This window comes from Starkeya sp. ORNL1 (genome assembly GCF_012971745.1).
Lineage (GTDB): Bacteria > Pseudomonadota > Alphaproteobacteria > Rhizobiales > Xanthobacteraceae > Ancylobacter.
The window spans coordinates 305206-321896 of sequence record NZ_CP048834.1; the positions used below are offsets into that span (position 1 = coordinate 305206).

Here is a 16691-nt window from a genome sequence, read left to right on the forward strand (position 1 = left end):
GTTAGCTACAAACCGCGTGCCAGCGGAAGAGGCAGGCCGGCGTGGGGAACGATATTCGCGGTGCAGACCACTGATTGCCCATTTGTGAGGCGGGTTGCCCTTGCTTGCTGCGCGGCTTGCGTTCATTTGCGGCGGTGGGAATGGGTAGGCGACGGATGAGGGGGAGGGAATCGCATGAACGATACGACCAAGCTGGTGAGCGCCGCGCTGCTGGTGATCGGGGACGAGATCCTCTCCGGGCGGACCAAGGACAGGAACATCGGCTACATCGCCGAGTATCTCACCGCGATCGGCATCGATCTCTCCGAGGTCCGGGTGGTGCCGGACATCGAGGACGAGATCGTCGCCGCGCTGAACGCCATGCGCGCGCGTTATACTTATGTCTTCACGACCGGCGGCATCGGGCCGACGCATGACGACATCACCGCGGATTCGGTGGCCAAGGCGTTCGGCGTCTCAATCGATGTCGATCCGCGCGCCCGCGCCATGCTGCTGGAGCGCATTCCCGAGGCCGACCTCAACGAGGCGCGCCTGCGCATGGCCCGCATCCCGGCCGGCGCCGAGCTGGTGGCGAACAAGGTGTCGAAGGCGCCGGGCTTCTGGATCGGCAATGTCATCGTCATGGCCGGGGTGCCGACCATCATGCAGGCCATGCTCGACGAGGTGGCTCCGAAGCTGAAGACCGGGGTGCGCATGCTCGCAGAGACGGTGCGGGCCGACGCCAAGGAAGGCGACATTGGCGGCCCGCTCGCCGCCATCGCGGCGGCGCATCCGGAGGTGTCGATCGGCAGCTATCCGTTCCAGGACGAGGAGGGGCGGCCTAACGCCAATCTCGTGGTGCGGGCTCGTGACGAGGGCAAGCTCGCCGCGGCGCTGGCGGCGGTGAAGGAGATGCTGGCGGCGCTGCCACGGCGCTGACCTGCGGGCCGGGGCTGATCGCGGATTCCGCCGGAGCGTGATCGCGGTCACAGCCACCGGGGCGGGCAGGCGTTAGAGGTTGGCACCATCTTCGGAAGGGAGCCGATCATGCCCGAGAGTTCCAGACGTCCCATCGCCGCCTCCGCGCTCGCCGCTTCCCTCGATGCCTTGGTGGAGGCCCGCATTGCTGCGCGCCGGCGTGACCTTGCCGCTGCCGAGCGTGGCGAGGCGAAAGCCCCGTTGCGGGCCATCATCCGTCGCATGTGCCTCGCGCACGATTACATCCATCCTGGTGACTAGCCGTGACGCAGGACGATGGGGGTATCGACGCGTGCCTCTGGAGCGCAGCGGCGGCACCGGCTATTGATCGCCGCACGGCCCGGCGGATCCGGCGCCGAGGAGCGTCTTCATGTCCGATCCCCGCCAGCAGAAAGCCTTCCCCGTCTCCTGGGACCAGTTCCACCGTGACGCTCGCGCGCTCGCCTGGCGCCTCGCCGGCGCCGGGCCGTTCGAGGGGCTCGTGTGCATCACCCGCGGCGGACTGGTGCCGGCCGCCATCGTCTCCCGCGAACTGGGCATCCGGCTGATCGAGACGGTGTGCATCGCCAGCTACCACGACTACACGACGCAGGGCGAGATGCAGGTGCTGAAGCCGATCGCCGAGGTGGTGACGAAGGCCGCCGGCGAGGGCGGGCAGGGGCTGCTGGTGATCGACGACCTGGTCGACACCGGCAAGACTGCCAGCATGGTGCGGGCCATGCTGCCCAAGGCGCATTTCGCCACGGTCTATGCCAAGCCGCTCGGCCGCCCGATGATCGACACCTTCATCACCGAGGTCAGCCAGGACACCTGGATCTATTTCCCCTGGGACATGGGCCTGTCCTTCCAGCCTCCGATCCGCGACGGTGTCGCGTAACCCCGACTTGAACCGGGAGCAGGCGACCGCTAGTTGATGCCGATGCCAAACGGAGAGCAGCAATCATGAATCTGGCGGCACGCACGGTCGATCCCGGCAGCGACGCCGCCATTGCGGCCTCCATCACGCCCCGCCCGATCGAGGAGATCGGCGCCGCGCTCGGCATTCCGGCGTCGGCGCTGTACCGCTATGGCCCCTACAAGGCCAAGATCGCGCTGGATTTCGCGCGCAACGCCGAAGCTCATCCGAAGGGCAAGCTGATCCTCGTCACCGCCATCAATCCGACCCCGGCGGGCGAGGGCAAGACCACGACCACGATCGGCCTCGGCGACGCGCTGAAAGCCGCCGGCAAGCGGGTGGCGATCGCGCTGCGCGAGCCGAGCCTCGGGCCGGTGTTCGGTTCCAAGGGCGGGGCGACCGGCGGCGGGCATGCGCAGATCGTGCCGATGCAGGAGATCAACCTGCACTTCACCGGCGACCTGCACGCCATAACCGCGGCAAATAATCTGCTCGCCGCGGCCATCGACAACCACATCTATTGGGGCAACGCGCTCGACATCGATGTGCGCCGCATCTCGTGGCGCCGCGTGGTCGACCTGAACGACCGGGCGCTGCGCCATGTCACCGTCGGCCTTGGCGGAGTCGCCAACGGCTTTCCGCGCGAGGACGGCTTCGACATCACGGTCGCCAGCGAAGTGATGGCAATCTTCTGCCTCGCCCGCTCGCTGGCCAATCTCGAGGAGCGGCTCGGGCGCATGGTGGTGGCGCAGACAAGGGGTCGCAAACCCGTCACCGCCAGCCAGCTCAACATCACCGGCTCGCTGGTCGCGCTGCTGCGCGACGCCTTCCAGCCCAATCTGGTGCAGACGCTGGAGGGCACGCCGGCGCTCGTCCATGGCGGGCCGTTTGCCAATATCGCCCATGGCTGCAATTCGGTGATCGCCACCCGCACCGCGCTCGGCCTCGCCGATTTCGTGGTGACCGAGGCCGGCTTCGGCGCCGATCTCGGGGCGGAGAAGTTCCTCGACATCAAGTGCCGGCAGGCCGGGCTGCATCCCTCCGCGGTGGTAATCGTCGCCACCGTGCGTGCGCTCAAGATGCATGGCGGCGTCGCGCAGAAGGATCTCGGTCCGGAGAATGTCGGCGCGGTGAGCAACGGCTCAGCCAATCTGGTGCGGCACATCGAGAACATGAAGGCGTTCGGCGTGCCGGTGGTGGTCGCCATCAACCGCTTCACCGGCGACACGCCGGCGGAGATCGCGGCGGTCGAGGCCGCCTGCGTCGCGGTCGGCGCCGACGTGCATCTGTGCACGCACTGGGCCGACGGCTCCAAGGGCGCGGCGGCGCTCGCCGCCGACGTGATCCGTCTCGCCGAGCTGCCCAGTGCCTATCGCCCGCTTTATGCCGACGAGCTGCCGCTGGTGCAGAAGATCGAGACCATTGCGCGGCGCATCTATCGCGCTGGCTCGGTGGCGTTCGAGCCTGTTGCGCTGGCGCGGCTCGCGGATTTCGAGGCGCAGGGCTTCGGCGATTTGCCGGTGTGCATGGCGAAGACGCAATACAGCTTCACCGCCGACCCCACCCAGCGCGGCACGCCGCAAGGTTTCGTGCTGCCGGTGCGCGAAGTGCGCCTCTCCGCCGGCGCCGGCTTTGTGGTGGCGCTGTGCGGCGACGTGATGACCATGCCCGGGCTGCCGTCGCGCCCGGCTGCCGAGCATATTTTCGTGGACGAGGATGGGTTCATCGGCGGGTTGAGCTGACCGCGTCGGGATGCCGTCCCGCGGGTCCGAACTCCCTGAGGACAGCCGGCGCCCGGCGCTTGCCGGAATCCTGCCGGCGCGTCATGGTGCGCGCGGCTCGCGGACGTGGCGAAACTGGTAGACGCACGAGACTTAAAATCTTGCGCCCTTAAAGGCTTACGGGTTCGAGTCCCGTCGTCCGCACCAATGGCCCGCATGTGATCTGCTCCAAAACTTGCAACTCGCAATTGTCTTAAGCCTGACACCTGTTTGCTGAAACCTCGGCTCAGGTTTTCCCATCGGAGGGCTTCGACCATGCGCCGGATCGTGCTCGCCACGGCATTTCTCATCGCCGCCTGCAACGCCGCCTTCGCCTGGGGTAGCTCCGGGCATTCCATCGTCGGCGAGATCGCGCAGCGGCGGCTCGACCCGGCCGCGCAGAAGGGCGTCGCGGAGTTGCTCGGACCAGGCGCGTCGCTGGCCTCGATCGCCAGCTGGGCGGATGATGTGCGCGCCAGTGACCCGACGACGACGCGCTGGCACTTCGTCTCCATCCCCGGAAGCGCGCAGACCTATGACGCTGCGCGCGATTGCAAGCTGATTGAGGGGCAGGGCGACTGCATCATCGCCGCCATCGACCGCGACATGGCGAGCGTGGCTTGTCCCACGCTGACGCTGGAGCAGCGGGCGCGGGCGCTGAAATTCCTGGTGCACCTCGTCGGCGACCTGCATCAGCCTTTGCACGCAATGGAGGATGAGCGCGGCGCCAATGGCGTCGAGGTCACCATCGTGACGCAGGAGGGCGTGCATGGCGACCTGCCGTTCAACGCCAATCTGCACCAGGCCTGGGACGAGACCCTGATCGACAAGACGACATGGTCGTGGGGCGGCTATGTCGACCGGCTGGAGGCCGGCTGGCTCAAGACCGCCGATATGGCGACGGTGAACACCGGCACCACCATCGACTGGGCCAATGACAGCCACCGCCTGGCGATCGGGCTGATGAAATCGGTGCCGTCCAATATCGTGCTCGACGACGCCTATCGGAAGGCGAACCTGGCGCTTGTCGACCAGCGTCTCGGGCTCGCCGGGCTGAGGCTGGCGACCATGCTGAACACCGCTTTTGCCGCCGGCCGGTGTCCGGCGCCGTGACCATGACCAGAGCGAGCGTCGCCAGCCTGTTCGCAACCGTGCTGGGCCTGGCCCTCGCATTGCCGGCAGCGCCCACCCTGGCGGTCGATGCCTGGAAATCCGTCACCGAGACCGACCTCGGCTGGGTGCGCGCCAAGATCCGGGCGAAGGATTATCAGGCGGCGCTGCAGGAACTGCGCGAGCTGGCCAAGGATAATGAGGACGCCGACGTCTATAATCTGCTCGGCTTCACCTTGCGCAAGACGGGCGACTATACCAACGCGCTGATCTATTACACCAAGGCGCTGGCGCTCGATCCGGACCACAAGGGCGCGCGGGAATATCTCGGCGAGCTCTATGTCGAGACCGGCCAGCTCGACAAGGCGAAGGAACAGCTCGTCGTGTTGACGAGGCTCTGTCCGACCGGCTGCGAGGAGCTTGAAGATCTGCAGCAGGCGATCGCGGCGAAGGCCGGGAATTAGGCCTCCCCATAAATCGTCATCCCGGCCGGAGCGAAGCGGAGAGTCGGGATCGCGTGCAGGTGCCGATCAAAACCTTCTTACGATCCCGGATCGGCCTGCGGCCGTCCGGGATGACGACTTGTGGGAAGGCGTGACGACAAAGGGTACGGGCAACCTCACCCGATGGTCATCAGGCTCGCATTGCCGCCGGCTGCCGCGGTGTTGGTGCTCACCGAGCGTTCTTCCACCAGCAGCTCCAGCGGATAGCTCTCGCTGCCGTCCGCCAGCCCGGCGGAGCTGGCGCCATGCAACAGCACAATGCCGCCGGGCCGCCCGGCCATCTCCTCGTTCAGCGCCTGCAGGCCGTCGCCATCGCCCTCGAATAGCGCGACGTCGAAATTGGCGGCGTTGCGGTTGCGCACCACGGAGACGTGACCACGCAGGCCGCGCGGCAGGTTGAAGGGCGTGTTGCCGGCCGGCGCCGCGGCGTCGATCAGGGCGCGATTGCCGGTCGCCAGCGCCGCGGCGACCTGTATGGCGAGGCCGCACTCGGTGCGGGCGTGGCACAGCACGGCGCCGCGCGGGGCGAGCGTATAGACGTTGCGCTCGCCAACCGGCCCGGCCAGCTCGATCGTGGCGCCGACGCGGGTGCAGGTGAACACGTGTTCCACCTCACGCGCCTCCATGGCGTTGCCGATGATGTCCAGCCACTGCCGCACCGGTGCCGGAACTTCCACACGCGGCAGCGGCGGCTGGTCGGGGCGCATCGCAAGCAGGCGGCGCAGATAGAGCGGGCCGCCGGCCTTCGGCCCGGTGCCGGAGAGGCCGCGCCCGCCGAACGGCTGGACCCCGACCACGGCGCCGATGATGTTCCGGTTCACATAAAGATTGCCCGCTTCCACCTTCGAGGTGACATGGGCGATGGTTTCGTCGATCCGGGTGTGCAGGCCGAAGGTGAGGCCGTAGCCGGTGGCGTTGATCTCGTCGATCACCGCATCGAGCCGCGCGCGCTTGAAGCGCAGCACATGCAGCACCGGGCCGAACACTTCGCGCTTCAGCTCGGAGAGCGAGCCGATCTCGATCAGGGTCGGCGGCACGAAGGTGCCCTGCGCACACTCGGCCGGCATGTCGAGCTGCTCGACGGTGCGGCCGGCCTCGCGCATGCGGGCAATGTGCTCCTCGATGGCCCCTTTCGCTTCTGCGGTGATGACCGGGCCGGTGTCGGTGGCGAGATGCACCGGGTTGCCCAGCGCCAGCTCGTTCAGCGCGCCTTTCAGCATGGCGAGGATGCGGTCGGCGACATCCTCCTGCAGGCACAGCACGCGCAGCGCCGAGCAGCGCTGGCCGGCGGAATCGAAGGCGGAGGTGATGACGTCGCCGACCACCTGCTCGGCGAGCGCGGAGGAATCCACGATCATCGCATTCTGCCCGCCGGTCTCGGCGATGAACGGGATCACGCGGCCTTCCGGGCTGAGGCGGGAGGCGAGCTGGCGCTGGATCAGCCGGGCCACTTCGGTGGAGCCGGTGAACATGACGCCGCGGGTGCGGGCATCGCCCACCAGCGCCGCGCCGACATCGCCGGCGCCGGGCAGCAATTGCACCGCGCCCGGCGGTACGCCGGCCTCGCGCAATATGCCGACCGCAAGGCTGGCGATCAGCGGGGTCTCCTCGGCGGGCTTGGCAAGCACCGTATTGCCGGCGGCGAGCGCCGCGGCAACCTGGCCGGTGAAGATGGCGAGCGGGAAGTTCCACGGGCTGATGCACACCACCGGGCCGAGCGGGCGGTGGGTGTCGTTGGAAAAGCCGTCGCGCACCTGCGCGCCGTAATAGCGCAGGAAATCGACCGCCTCACGCACCTCGCCAATGGCGTTCGGCAATGATTTGCCGGCTTCTCGCACAATCACGCCGAGCAGCGAGGGCAGCCGGGCTTCCATGATGTCGGCGGCGCGGAAGAGGCACTGGGCACGGTCGGCCGGCTGGGTCGACTGCCAGATCGGCAGCGCGCCGGCGGCTAGTTCCATGGCACGGGTGACGATCTCGGGCGTGGCATCCTCCACCGTGCCGACCTCGTCGCGATGGTCGGCGGGGTTGAGGATGGTGCGCGGCGTGCCGGTGGCAGATTTGCTGCCGGACTCGCCGTCGCCGAGCAGCGGCACCGCCTTCACCGGGGCGGCGGAGGCGGCGAGCAAGGCGGCGGCGAGGGAGGCGAGGCGCTGCTCGTTGGAAAGGTCGAGCCCGGCCGAGTTGCGCCGCTCGGTGCCGAACAGGTCGGCCGGCGCGGCGATGCGCGGGTGCGGCGAGCCCAGCGGCTCGATGCCGCGGGCGACGTGCACCGGATCGGCGATCAGTTCGTCGATCGATACCGCCTCGTCGGCGATGCGGTTGACAAAGGAGGAATTGGCGCCGTTCTCCAAAAGGCGCCGCACCAGATAGGCGAGCAGCGTCTCATGGGTGCCGACCGGGGCATAGATGCGGCACGGGCGGTTCAGCTTCTCCTTGCCGACCACTTCCTCATAAAGCGGCTCGCCCATGCCGTGCAGGCACTGGAACTCGTACTGGCCGCCATAATAATTGGCGCCCGCCATCTCCATCACGGCGGACAGCGTCTGCGCATTGTGGGTGGCGAATTGCGGGAACACCGCATCGGGTGCGCCCAGCAGCTTGCGGGCGCAGGCGAGGTACGACACATCGGTGTGCACCTTGCGGGTATAGACCGGGAAGCCCTCCAGCCCGTCGACCTGCGCGCGCTTGATCTCGCTGTCCCAATAGGCGCCCTTCACCAGCCGCACCATGATGCGCCGGCCACTGCGGCGGGCGAGATCGATCAGGAAGTCGATCACGGTGGGGCAGCGCTTCTGATAGGCCTGGATGACGAAGCCGATGCCGTTCCAGCCGCTCAGCGCCTCGTCGAAGCAGAGCGCTTCCAGGAGGTCCAGCGAGATCTCCAGCCGGTCGGCCTCCTCGGCATCGATGTTGAGGCCGATATCGTACTGCCGGGCGAGGCGGGCTAGCGCCGCCACCTTCGGCAGCAATTCATTGATGACACGATCATATTTGGCGCGGGCATAGCGCGGGTGCAGCGCCGAGAGCTTGATCGAGATGCCCGGCCCCTCATAGATGCCGCGCCCACCGGAGGCCTTGCCGATGGCGTGGATCGCCTGCTCATACTCGGCATAGTAGCGCGCCGCGTCGGCCGCGGTGGTGGCGGCCTCGCCCAGCATGTCGAAGGAATAGCGGAAGCCCTTGGCCTCCATGCGCCGGGAATTGGCCAGTGCCTCGGAGATGGTCTGGCCGGTGACGAACTGCTCGCCCATCATCCGCATGGCGACATCCACGCCCTTGCGGATCAGCGGCTCGCCACCGCGGCCGATAAGCCGGGTCAGCGCCCCGGAGAGGCCACTCTCGCTGGTGGTGCCGGTGAGCTTGCCGGTGACGACGAGGCCCCAGGTCGCGGCATTGACGAACAGCGACGGGCTCTGGCCGACATGGGACTGCCAGTCGCCATGGCCGATCTTGTCGCGGATCAGCGCGTCGCGGGTGGCGCGGTCGGGAATGCGCAGCAGGGCCTCGGCAAGGCACATCAGCGCGACGCCCTCCTGGGAGGAGAGCGAATATTCGTGGATCAGCCCTTCAACTGCGCCCTGCTGGCCCTTGGCGCGCAGCGCGCCCACCAGCTTGCGGGCGCGGGCGTTCATGCTCGCGGCTTCTTCCTTGGAGAGCGTCGCCTCGGAAAGCAGCTGCGGCACGCATTCCGGCTCGGGCGTGCGGTAGGCCGCGGTGATGCGGGCGCGCAGCACGGTCTGCGGGCGCACACCGCTGGCGAATTCGAGGAACGGGTTGCCGGCGGGGGTGACGGCGAGCGGGGCAAGGGCGTCCTCGCCAGTGTCGGGCGGCAAGCCCTGCTCCATGCGCTCCAGCGCGGTCACGATGGCCTGCTTGATGACGGCGTGCGGGGTGCGGCCGTGCTTCTCGGCGGCGAGCTTCAGGCGGTTGCGGAGATCCTCGTCGACCTTCACGCCGATTGTGGTCGTCGCCATGCCCGTCTCCCGCCAGGTTGCGCTTGATGCCTATCGATCGATCATATGGGAGCAACCCATATTCGGTAAAGGTGCAACCCGTCAATGCGATTGTCGCAACCCGACGCGCTGCCTTGCGCGGTCCGTGGCGAGCATTACCTCTGGACGATGACAGCGCTCCGTCCCATTCCGCTCTCCGTCCTCGACCTCTCCTTCGTCTCGTCCGGCAGCAGCGGCCCGCAGGCGCTGCGCAACACCATAGAACTTGCGCGCCTCACCGACCGGCTGGGCTACACCCGCTTCTGGGTGGCGGAGCATCATAATCTGCCTTCGGTCGCCTCCGGCGCGCCGGACATCATGATCGGCCAGATCGCGGCGGCGACCAGCCGCATGCGGGTCGGCGCCGGCGGCGTGATGCTGCCCAATCATGCGCCGCTGATGGTGGCCGAGCGCTTCAAGGTGCTGGAGGCGCTGTTTCCGGGGCGCATCGATCTCGGGCTCGGCCGAGCGCCGGGCACCGACCAACTCGCCTCCATCGCGCTGCGCCGCCGCCAGGATGCCGATCCCGGCGAGGATTTTATCGACCGGCTGAAGGAACTGATGGCGTTCGACACAGGCAATTGGCCGGCCGACCATCCGTTCCGCAACATCAAGGTGATGCCGGTCGATGTGAAGCTGCCGCCGATCTGGATTCTCGGCTCCAGCGGGTATGGCGGGCGGCTGGCAGCGGAGATCGGGGTCGGCTTTGCCTTCGCCCACCATTTCGCCACGCATGACGTGGTCGACGCGATGCTGGCCTATCGCAACGAGTTCCAGCCGTCCGACCGGCTGGCAAAGCCGCACGCCATATTGGCGCTCGCCGTCATCTGCGCCGAGACCGATGAGGAGGCCGAGCGGCTGGCCGCGAGCGCCGATCTCGCGCATCTTCGGCGGGCGCGGGGCGAATACGGCCCGATCCCGTCGCCGGAGGAGGCCGCGGCCTATCCCTATACCGAGACCGACCGCGTCTATATCCGCCGCAACCGCAACCGGCTGTTCGTCGGCTCAAAGGCCCGCGTCGCCGAGGCGCTGGAGCGGATGATAGAGGCGACGCAGGCGGACGAGTTGATGATCACGTCGCACATCCACGACCCGGCAGCGAAGCGGCGCTCCTACGAATTGCTCGCCGAGATGCGGGGCGTCACTGCCGGCTCCACCTGAACCGGCTTTGGCGCGGTTCGGCTCGGTCGCGTCACCAGCCAGATGCCAATGGCGATCGGCACGATGCCGAGTATGTCGAGCAACGGCACCGCCTCGCCCAGCAGCAGCCAGCCGAAGAACAGGCCGAGCGGCGGCATCAGGAAGTGCAGGCTGGAGGCCGCGGTCGCGCTGGAGCGGGTGAGCAGATAGAACCACAGCCCATAGCCGCCGATCGAGACGCCGACCACGAGGAAGGCCAGCCCGCCGATCAGGTTCGATGTGACATGCACGTCACCTAGGCTCTCGGTGCCGAGCGCGAAGGGCGCAAGGACAATGCCGCCGGCGAGGCCCTGGATGGCGGTGCCGGTCCACACCCCGCCGCGCGGCGCGAAGTACTTGAACGCCAGAGTGCCCGCCGAAAGCGCAGTGACACCGAGGCCGACCAGCATGGTGCCGGCGAGGCTTTCATGTCCGCCCTCGAGCCGCGAGCGCAGCACGATGATGACGCCCACCAGTCCCAGCCCGATGCCGAACCATTTCGGCATGCTCATCCGCTCGCCCAGCACCGGGCCGGCGAAGAAGGCGACGATTAGCGGCAGGCAGCTGGTCAGCACCGCGGTGTAGGCGGACGAGGTGAAGGTGAGCGCGGTCCAGTTGAAGCCGAGATAGACCGCGTTGTTCAGTATGCCGATGAAGATCAGCGCCACGAGGTCGCGCCGGCGCAAGGTGGGGCGCCCGTCGACGATCCATGCCAGCCCCAGCATGATGCCGCCGGCGAGCAGCAGCCGGAAGCTGAGCAGCAACAAGGGCGGGCAGTCCAGCAGAGCGAGCTTCGCGCCCGCGAACGCCGAGGACCACAGCACGCAAAACACCGCCACCAGCACGGGCAGCGGCAGGAAGGTGCGCGAGGCGCTTGATGTGGCGGCGGGCATCGGCTCGCTCCCGGGTTACAGCGCGGGCTCTTTAGGCTCTCAGCTATCGATCGGGAAACGAGATGTTTTTATGGCATACATGAGAAAAGCTGATCACGCTCCACAAATTGTGGACCGACTGGCGTGCGAATTTGTCTTTTGCAGTTTTTGGTTGCTACAAAAGTCACAGCGTCTGCGGTCAGCCGGTAGGAGCCTGTATTGTCGAAGGACAAGATGTTGGACAAGAAGGCTGCTGGTGCTGAATCTTCGTCGGCTGTCGAAGCCGCATTGAAGAAGAGACGGTCGCAACGGCCCTTTCCTGCCTGAACTTTTGAGGAGCCCTTATCTTTCGCAAAAGCGATTTTCCAGATGGGTGGCGGCCAGTCAGTAAAGCGACTAACGCTCTTCGATCAATTGGGGAAGTCTCCTGAAAGCAGCGGGTCACGCCAGCTGATTGTTAACTCAGGCCGCTATGGACTGACAAAAGGCGGTGTTCAGGCAGATAATATTGAGCTTACGTCCGAAGGCTTAAAGGCAATTGACGAACAAGTAACTGCGAGGGAGCAAGCTCGTGTTCGTGCAGAGTTGGCAATTCAGCGAATCGATCCATTTGAGAAGCTTTACCAGAAATTTGTAGGAAACAAACTGCCGGCGCACGCTGTTTTAGTTGATGCTGCAAAAGATGTAGGAATCGATGCCGCTCACGCAGCAGAAGCAATTGATACCTTCGTCGTTAATCTTAGATTTGTAGGGCTTTTAAAAACTCTCTCTGGCGCCGAGCGCATAATCCCCGTTGAAATGCTGTTAGACGAACTTCCTGCTTCGAACAGGTTGATTAATTCGCCTGTCCAGGTTGCTCCGCAATCCACGAGCGTGATTACTTCAGAGCATGCGCAATATGAGGGGACGTGCTTCTATATCGCGCCTATCGGAGAGGAGGGGTCAGAGGCTCGGAAGCACTCTGATTTATTCTTAGGGTCGTTTGTTGAGCCTGCTTTGGAAGCTTTCAAGCTAAATGTTGTTAGGGCGGACGCAATTGATAAGCCAGGTATAATTACTCGTCAAATTATTGATTATATAATGAGATCGCGCTTAGTAGTAGCAGATTTATCATTTCATAATCCGAATGTATTTTATGAATTGGCTCTCCGCCACGCCGTTAAGTTGCCAATTGTTCAAATTATCAGAGCTAACGACCGCGTGCCGTTTGACGTAAATCAGATGAGAACAATACACATTGATACGTCTGATATTTATGCTCTCGTACCGAAGATTGAATCCTACCGAGCAGAGATTGCCAATCAGGTGCGTCGTGCCTTGGAGGCCGACCATATTGTAGATACTCCCATCTCGACGTACTTTCCAAATCTGTCTGTCACACTCTAGCTAATTCCAATCTGCTATCTGAATCTAGGCAATTGCTAAAGCCCGCTCCACCGCCGCCACCGCATGGATTTCCGTGGTGTCGAACAGTGGCACGGCGCTGTCTTCCGGGTGCACCAGGATCATGATCTCGGTGCAGCCGAGGATGACGGCCTGCGCCCCGCGCTCTATGAGGCGGGCAATCACGCCGCGATAGGCGTCGCGGGATTCGTCGCGCACCACGCCGGCCACCAGCTCCTTGTAGATGATCTCGTGCACCGTACGCCGGTCCTCGGCATCCGGCACCAGCACGTCGAGGCCGAACTTGTCGGTGAGCCGGCCCTTGTAGAAATCCTGCTCCATGGTGAAGGCGGTGCCGAGCAGGCCGATTTTGGTGAAGTCGGCGGCCTTGATGCGCTCGGCGGTGGGGTCGGCGATGTGCAGCAGCGGAATGGCGACCGCGCCCTCAATATCGCTCGCCATGCGGTGCATGGTGTTGGTGCAGAGCACGATGAAATCGGCGCCGCCGCGCTCCAGCCGGCGGGCGGCGTCGATCATCTCCAGCGTCAGCGCGTCCCATTGGCCGTCATGCTGCAGGCGCTCGATCTCGCCGAAATCGACCGACCACATCAGGCTGCGCGCCGAATGCACGCCGCCGAGCCGCTCGCGCGTCTCCTGGTTGATGATGCGGTAATAATGCGCCGAGCTTTCCCAGCTCAAGCCGCCGATCAGCCCGATGACCTTCAAGAGCGCTCTCCGCGTTACGCGATCGCCATCAATATCTCCGCCACCTTGTCGGGTGCGCTGAAGAAAGGCGAGTGCCCGGCCTTCAATTGATGCACCGTGGCGCCCGGCACCGCGGCCTGCATTTCGCGCTGCACGGCAAGCGGCAGGCCGCGATCCTCCAGGCACTCGATATAGTGCCGGGGCAGCTTGCCATAGCGCCCATTGGTGATCGGCGAGATGGCGGTGAAGGGGGCGTGCGGTGTGACGCGCACGAGGTTCGCCAGCGCCACCTTGATGTCGTGCGCGGTGCAGTCGGAGAATAGCGAGCGAGCGATCAACTCGTGCTTGGAAAGGTCGAGGCCGAGGCCTTCCTTGCCGAGGCGCAGCATGCCCTGGCTCTCGACGATGGCCGGGTCCTTCAGATAGGTCGGGGTCATGACGAAATCGCGCGCGGTCTTGCCGGCCGGCGCCATGAAGCCGGTGAGATACACCAGCGCCGAGATCTTTGCCGGCAATTCCTCGCCGAGCCAGGTGCAGGTGGCGCCGCCGACGCTGTGGCCGACCAGGATTGCCTTGCCCTTCACCTGTTCCAGCGCGGCGCGCACCGGGGCGGCATAGGTCGGCAGGTCATGGACCGAATGGGTCGGCGTCGGGTCGAAGCCATGGCTGGCGAGGTCGGGCGTGATGACGGCATGGCCATTGGCGGCCAGGATGTTCGCCACCTTCACGAAGCAGCCGCCCCAGTGCCAGGAACCATGGATGAGGATGAAGGTGGCCATTGCTCGCTCCGCGCCGCTCAAGATCGGCCGGCTTGGTAGCGGGCAGCGGCAGCGGCGGCAAGCCGGGCTGCGGCATGGCTACGGCAAAGCCGGAGCATTGCTCTGACAAAGCTGGAGCTTCGCTAAAGGTAGGCTTGGCACATGCCGTGCCTGTCCTAGAATGCCAACATCGCGGCATGCCGGAACTTCGGGCAGGCGGCTGCAGGGAGCGTGTCATGTCCTACCGCCATATGATCGGATCGCACGCTTATGTCTTCGCCGACCTGAAGGAGTTGATGGCGAAGGCGACGCCGCTGCGCTCCGGCGACATGCTGGCGGGGATCGCCGCGACCTCGGCCGAGGAGAACGTCGCTGCCCGCATGTGCCTCGCCGAGGTGCCGCTGAAGACTTTCCTCACCGAGGTGCTGGTGCCCTATGAGACCGACGAGGTGACGCGGCTCATCATCGACACCCATGATGCGACGGCTTTCCGGCCGGTGTCGCACATGAATGTCGGCGACTTTCGCGACTTCCTGCTATCCGATGCCGCAACGCCGAAGGCACTCTCCGCATTGGCGCCCGCCGTCACCCCGGAGATCGCGGCGGCGGTCTCCAAGATCATGCGCAACCAGGACCTGATCGCGGTCGCCAAGAAGTGCCGGGTGGTCACGCGGTTCCGCGACACCATCGGCTTGCCGGGCACCATGGGGGTGCGGCTGCAGCCCAACCACCCGACCGACGATCCCGCCGGCATCACCGCCTCGATCCTCGACGGGCTGCTCTATGGCTGCGGCGATGCGGTGATCGGCATCAACCCGGCCTCCGACAGCATCCCGGTGCTGACCGACCTGCTGAAACTGGTCGACGACATCATCGCCCGCTTCGCTATTCCCACGCAGGGCTGCCTGCTCACCCATGTCACCACCTCGGTGGAGGTGATCAATCGCGGCGTGCCGGTGGACCTGGTGTTCCAGTCGGTGGCGGGGACGCAGGCGGCCAACGCCTCGTTCGGCATCGACCTCGCCGTCCTGAAGGAAGGGCACGAGGCAGCGCTCTCGCTCAAGCGCGGAACGGTCGGCGACAATGTGATGTATTTCGAGACCGGGCAGGGCTCGGCGCTCTCGGCGAACGCCCATCACGGCGTCGACCAGCAGACCATCGAGGCGCGCGCCTACGCCGTGTGCCGGCCGTTCAAGCCCTTGCTGGTGAATACCGTGGTCGGCTTCATCGGGCCGGAATATCTCTATGACGGCAAGCAGATCATCCGTGCCGGGCTGGAGGATCATTTCTGCGGCAAGCTGATGGGCGTGCCGCTTGGCTGCGACGTCTGCTACACCAACCACGCCGAGGCCGACCAGGACGACATGGACACGCTGATGACGCTGCTCGGCGCGGCCGGCGTCACCTACATCATGGGCATTCCCGGCTCGGACGACGTGATGCTGAACTACCAGTCCACCTCGTTCCACGATCAGCTTTACATGCGCGACGTGCTCGGCCTGAAGCGGGCGCCGGAATTCGCGGCGTGGCTATTGGAGATGGGCATCACCGGGCCGGACGGGCGGTTGCGCCCGCAGACCGGCGGCCACCCGCTGCTCGCCGCGGCGAAGGGGCTTGCGGCATGAGCGACGACACGCCCGCCGTCACTTACGTCCTCAAGGATTCCTGGCGGAAGCTTGCGGCCATCACGCCGGCGCGCATCGCGCTCGGGCGGGTGGGTTCCGGCCTGCCGACCAGCGAGGTGCTGCGTTTCGCGTTGGCCCACGCGCAGGCCCGCGACGCGGTGCATACGCCGTTCGATGCCGGCAGTGTCGAGGCGGGCGTCGCCGCGCTCGGCTTCGAGACGCTGCACGTCGCCTCCGCCGCGCCGGCGCGCGATTCCTATCTGCGCCGGCCCGATCTCGGGCGGAAGCTGTCGGAGGAGAGCCGGGCCGTGCTTCAGGCGCGGGACGGCGGGCCGTTCGACCTCGCGCTCGTGGTGGCGGACGGGCTATCCTCCACCGCCGTGCATGTGCAGGCGGTGCCGTTCCTTGCCGCCTTCAAGCGTTGGATCACGGAAGCCGGCTGGAGCCTGGCGCCGGTGGTGGTCGCCAGCCAGGCGCGGGTGGCGCTGGGTGACGAGGTCGGCGAACTCATCAAGGCGCGCGCCGTCGTGGTGCTGATTGGCGAGCGGCCGGGGTTGTCCTCGCCGGACAGTCTCGGGCTCTATCTCACCTTCGCACCAAAGGTCGGGCGCACCGATGCCGAGCGCAACTGCATCTCGAATGTGCGCGGCGAGGGGCTTCCCCACGAGCACGCTGCTTTCAAGCTGGCCTGGCTGCTGCGGCAGGCGCTGGCGCGGCAGCTGACCGGGGTGAACCTCAAGGATGAGAGCGACCTGCTGCTGGTGGAGGGCAGGGCGCCCGTGCCGCGTCTTACGTGACGCTATCCGAGCGACGTCATCCTGAGAGCCTGACCGAAAACTCCAAATCGCCCTCATCCCCGGACTTGATCCGGGGATCCAGCGCGTCCGCATGCACCCGGTCGAAGTCTGGATCCCCGGATCAGGTCCGGGGATGAGGGTGGAAAGGTGGC

At 65.9% G+C, this 16691-nt stretch carries 14 protein-coding genes and 1 tRNA gene; 11 read left to right on the plus strand and 4 right to left on the minus strand.

The features are described 5' to 3' along the window. The first annotated feature begins 174 nt into the window (after positions 1–174). The 7 genes from G3545_RS01455 to G3545_RS01485 all read left to right on the plus strand — a co-directional run bounded on the left by G3545_RS01455 (position 175) and on the right by G3545_RS01485 (position 5186). Positions 175–918, plus strand: coding sequence for a molybdopterin-binding protein (locus G3545_RS01455; protein ID WP_170009173.1), 744 nt, complete (start codon positions 175–177; stop codon positions 916–918). A 108-nt stretch (positions 919–1026) separates the two neighbouring features. After that, on the plus strand, positions 1027–1218 hold the full coding sequence (locus G3545_RS01460) for a hypothetical protein (RefSeq protein WP_170009175.1): 192 nt from the start codon (positions 1027–1029) through the stop codon (positions 1216–1218). A 109-nt stretch (positions 1219–1327) separates the two neighbouring features. Beyond that, entirely contained in the window at positions 1328–1834 is a 507-nt protein-coding gene (gene gpt / locus G3545_RS01465) for a xanthine phosphoribosyltransferase (RefSeq protein ID WP_170009178.1), read from the plus strand. A gap of 65 nt (positions 1835–1899) precedes the next feature. Continuing rightward, positions 1900–3594 carry a formate--tetrahydrofolate ligase gene (locus tag G3545_RS01470; RefSeq protein ID WP_170009180.1) on the plus strand — a complete coding sequence of 565 codons (1695 nt, stop codon included), beginning with the start codon at positions 1900–1902 and terminating at the stop codon, positions 3592–3594. 99 nt (positions 3595–3693) lie between these two features. Next, positions 3694–3780 (plus strand) — tRNA-Leu (locus G3545_RS01475). A 108-nt stretch (positions 3781–3888) separates the two neighbouring features. Then, entirely contained in the window at positions 3889–4725 is an 837-nt protein-coding gene (locus G3545_RS01480; RefSeq protein ID WP_170009182.1) for a S1/P1 nuclease, read from the plus strand. 2 nt (positions 4726–4727) lie between these two features. Beyond that, positions 4728–5186, plus strand: a complete 459-nt coding sequence (locus G3545_RS01485) for a tetratricopeptide repeat protein (RefSeq protein WP_170009184.1) — start codon at positions 4728–4730, stop codon at positions 5184–5186. Between the two features lie 155 nt (positions 5187–5341). Here the strand turns inward: G3545_RS01485 and putA are convergent, their stop codons facing one another. Next, the gene (putA, locus tag G3545_RS01490; RefSeq protein ID WP_170009186.1) at positions 5342–9202 is read right to left on the minus strand and encodes a trifunctional transcriptional regulator/proline dehydrogenase/L-glutamate gamma-semialdehyde dehydrogenase; all 3861 of its coding nucleotides are present in this window, start codon (positions 9200–9202) and stop codon (positions 5342–5344) included. 147 nt (positions 9203–9349) lie between these two features. Here putA and G3545_RS01495 point away from each other — a divergent pair, with 147 nt between their 5' ends. Beyond that, positions 9350–10381, plus strand: coding sequence for an LLM class flavin-dependent oxidoreductase (locus G3545_RS01495; protein WP_170009188.1), 1032 nt, complete (start codon positions 9350–9352; stop codon positions 10379–10381). On the opposite strand, the gene G3545_RS01500 is transcribed toward G3545_RS01495, so the two are convergent. Beyond that, positions 10333–11292, minus strand: a complete 960-nt coding sequence (locus G3545_RS01500) for a DMT family transporter (protein WP_170009190.1) — start codon at positions 11290–11292, stop codon at positions 10333–10335. The genes G3545_RS01495 and G3545_RS01500 overlap by 49 nt on opposite strands. A gap of 348 nt (positions 11293–11640) precedes the next feature. Between G3545_RS01500 and G3545_RS01505 the strand changes: the two genes are divergently transcribed. After that, on the plus strand, positions 11641–12657 hold the full coding sequence (locus G3545_RS01505; RefSeq protein ID WP_206151370.1) for a hypothetical protein: 1017 nt from the start codon (positions 11641–11643) through the stop codon (positions 12655–12657). Between the two features lie 24 nt (positions 12658–12681). On the opposite strand, the gene G3545_RS01510 is transcribed toward G3545_RS01505, so the two are convergent. Next, positions 12682–13380, minus strand: coding sequence for an aspartate/glutamate racemase family protein (locus G3545_RS01510; protein WP_170009192.1), 699 nt, complete (start codon positions 13378–13380; stop codon positions 12682–12684). Between the two features lie 14 nt (positions 13381–13394). Continuing rightward, the gene (locus G3545_RS01515) at positions 13395–14138 is read right to left on the minus strand and encodes an alpha/beta fold hydrolase (RefSeq protein WP_170009194.1); all 744 of its coding nucleotides are present in this window, start codon (positions 14136–14138) and stop codon (positions 13395–13397) included. Between the two features lie 215 nt (positions 14139–14353). Between G3545_RS01515 and G3545_RS01520 the strand changes: the two genes are divergently transcribed. Beyond that, the gene (locus tag G3545_RS01520; RefSeq protein WP_170009196.1) at positions 14354–15742 is read left to right on the plus strand and encodes an ethanolamine ammonia-lyase subunit EutB; all 1389 of its coding nucleotides are present in this window, start codon (positions 14354–14356) and stop codon (positions 15740–15742) included. Next, positions 15739–16539 carry an ethanolamine ammonia-lyase subunit EutC gene (eutC, locus tag G3545_RS01525; RefSeq protein ID WP_170009198.1) on the plus strand — a complete coding sequence of 267 codons (801 nt, stop codon included), beginning with the start codon at positions 15739–15741 and terminating at the stop codon, positions 16537–16539. The genes G3545_RS01520 and eutC overlap by 4 nt, the downstream gene beginning before the upstream one ends. The last annotated feature ends 152 nt before the right edge of the window (positions 16540–16691 follow it).

What these genes read in the sequence shown, in the direction of transcription:
- G3545_RS01455 (WP_170009173.1), top strand. Translation starts at nt 175, where the DNA reads ATGAACGATACGACCAAGCTGGTGAGCGCCGCGCTGCTGGTGATCGGG.
- G3545_RS01460 (WP_170009175.1), top strand. Translation starts at nt 1,027, where the DNA reads ATGCCCGAGAGTTCCAGACGTCCCATCGCCGCCTCCGCGCTCGCCGCT.
- gpt (WP_170009178.1), top strand. Translation starts at nt 1,328, where the DNA reads ATGTCCGATCCCCGCCAGCAGAAAGCCTTCCCCGTCTCCTGGGACCAG.
- G3545_RS01470 (WP_170009180.1), top strand. Translation starts at nt 1,900, where the DNA reads ATGAATCTGGCGGCACGCACGGTCGATCCCGGCAGCGACGCCGCCATT.
- G3545_RS01480 (WP_170009182.1), top strand. Translation starts at nt 3,889, where the DNA reads ATGCGCCGGATCGTGCTCGCCACGGCATTTCTCATCGCCGCCTGCAAC.
- G3545_RS01485 (WP_170009184.1), top strand. Translation starts at nt 4,728, where the DNA reads ATGACCAGAGCGAGCGTCGCCAGCCTGTTCGCAACCGTGCTGGGCCTG.
- putA (WP_170009186.1), bottom strand. Translation starts at nt 9,202, where the DNA reads ATGGCGACGACCACAATCGGCGTGAAGGTCGACGAGGATCTCCGCAAC.
- G3545_RS01495 (WP_170009188.1), top strand. Translation starts at nt 9,350, where the DNA reads ATGACAGCGCTCCGTCCCATTCCGCTCTCCGTCCTCGACCTCTCCTTC.
- G3545_RS01500 (WP_170009190.1), bottom strand. Translation starts at nt 11,292, where the DNA reads ATGCCCGCCGCCACATCAAGCGCCTCGCGCACCTTCCTGCCGCTGCCC.
- G3545_RS01505 (WP_206151370.1), top strand. Translation starts at nt 11,641, where the DNA reads ATGGGTGGCGGCCAGTCAGTAAAGCGACTAACGCTCTTCGATCAATTG.
- G3545_RS01515 (WP_170009194.1), bottom strand. Translation starts at nt 14,138, where the DNA reads ATGGCCACCTTCATCCTCATCCATGGTTCCTGGCACTGGGGCGGCTGC.
- G3545_RS01520 (WP_170009196.1), top strand. Translation starts at nt 14,354, where the DNA reads ATGTCCTACCGCCATATGATCGGATCGCACGCTTATGTCTTCGCCGAC.
- eutC (WP_170009198.1), top strand. Translation starts at nt 15,739, where the DNA reads ATGAGCGACGACACGCCCGCCGTCACTTACGTCCTCAAGGATTCCTGG.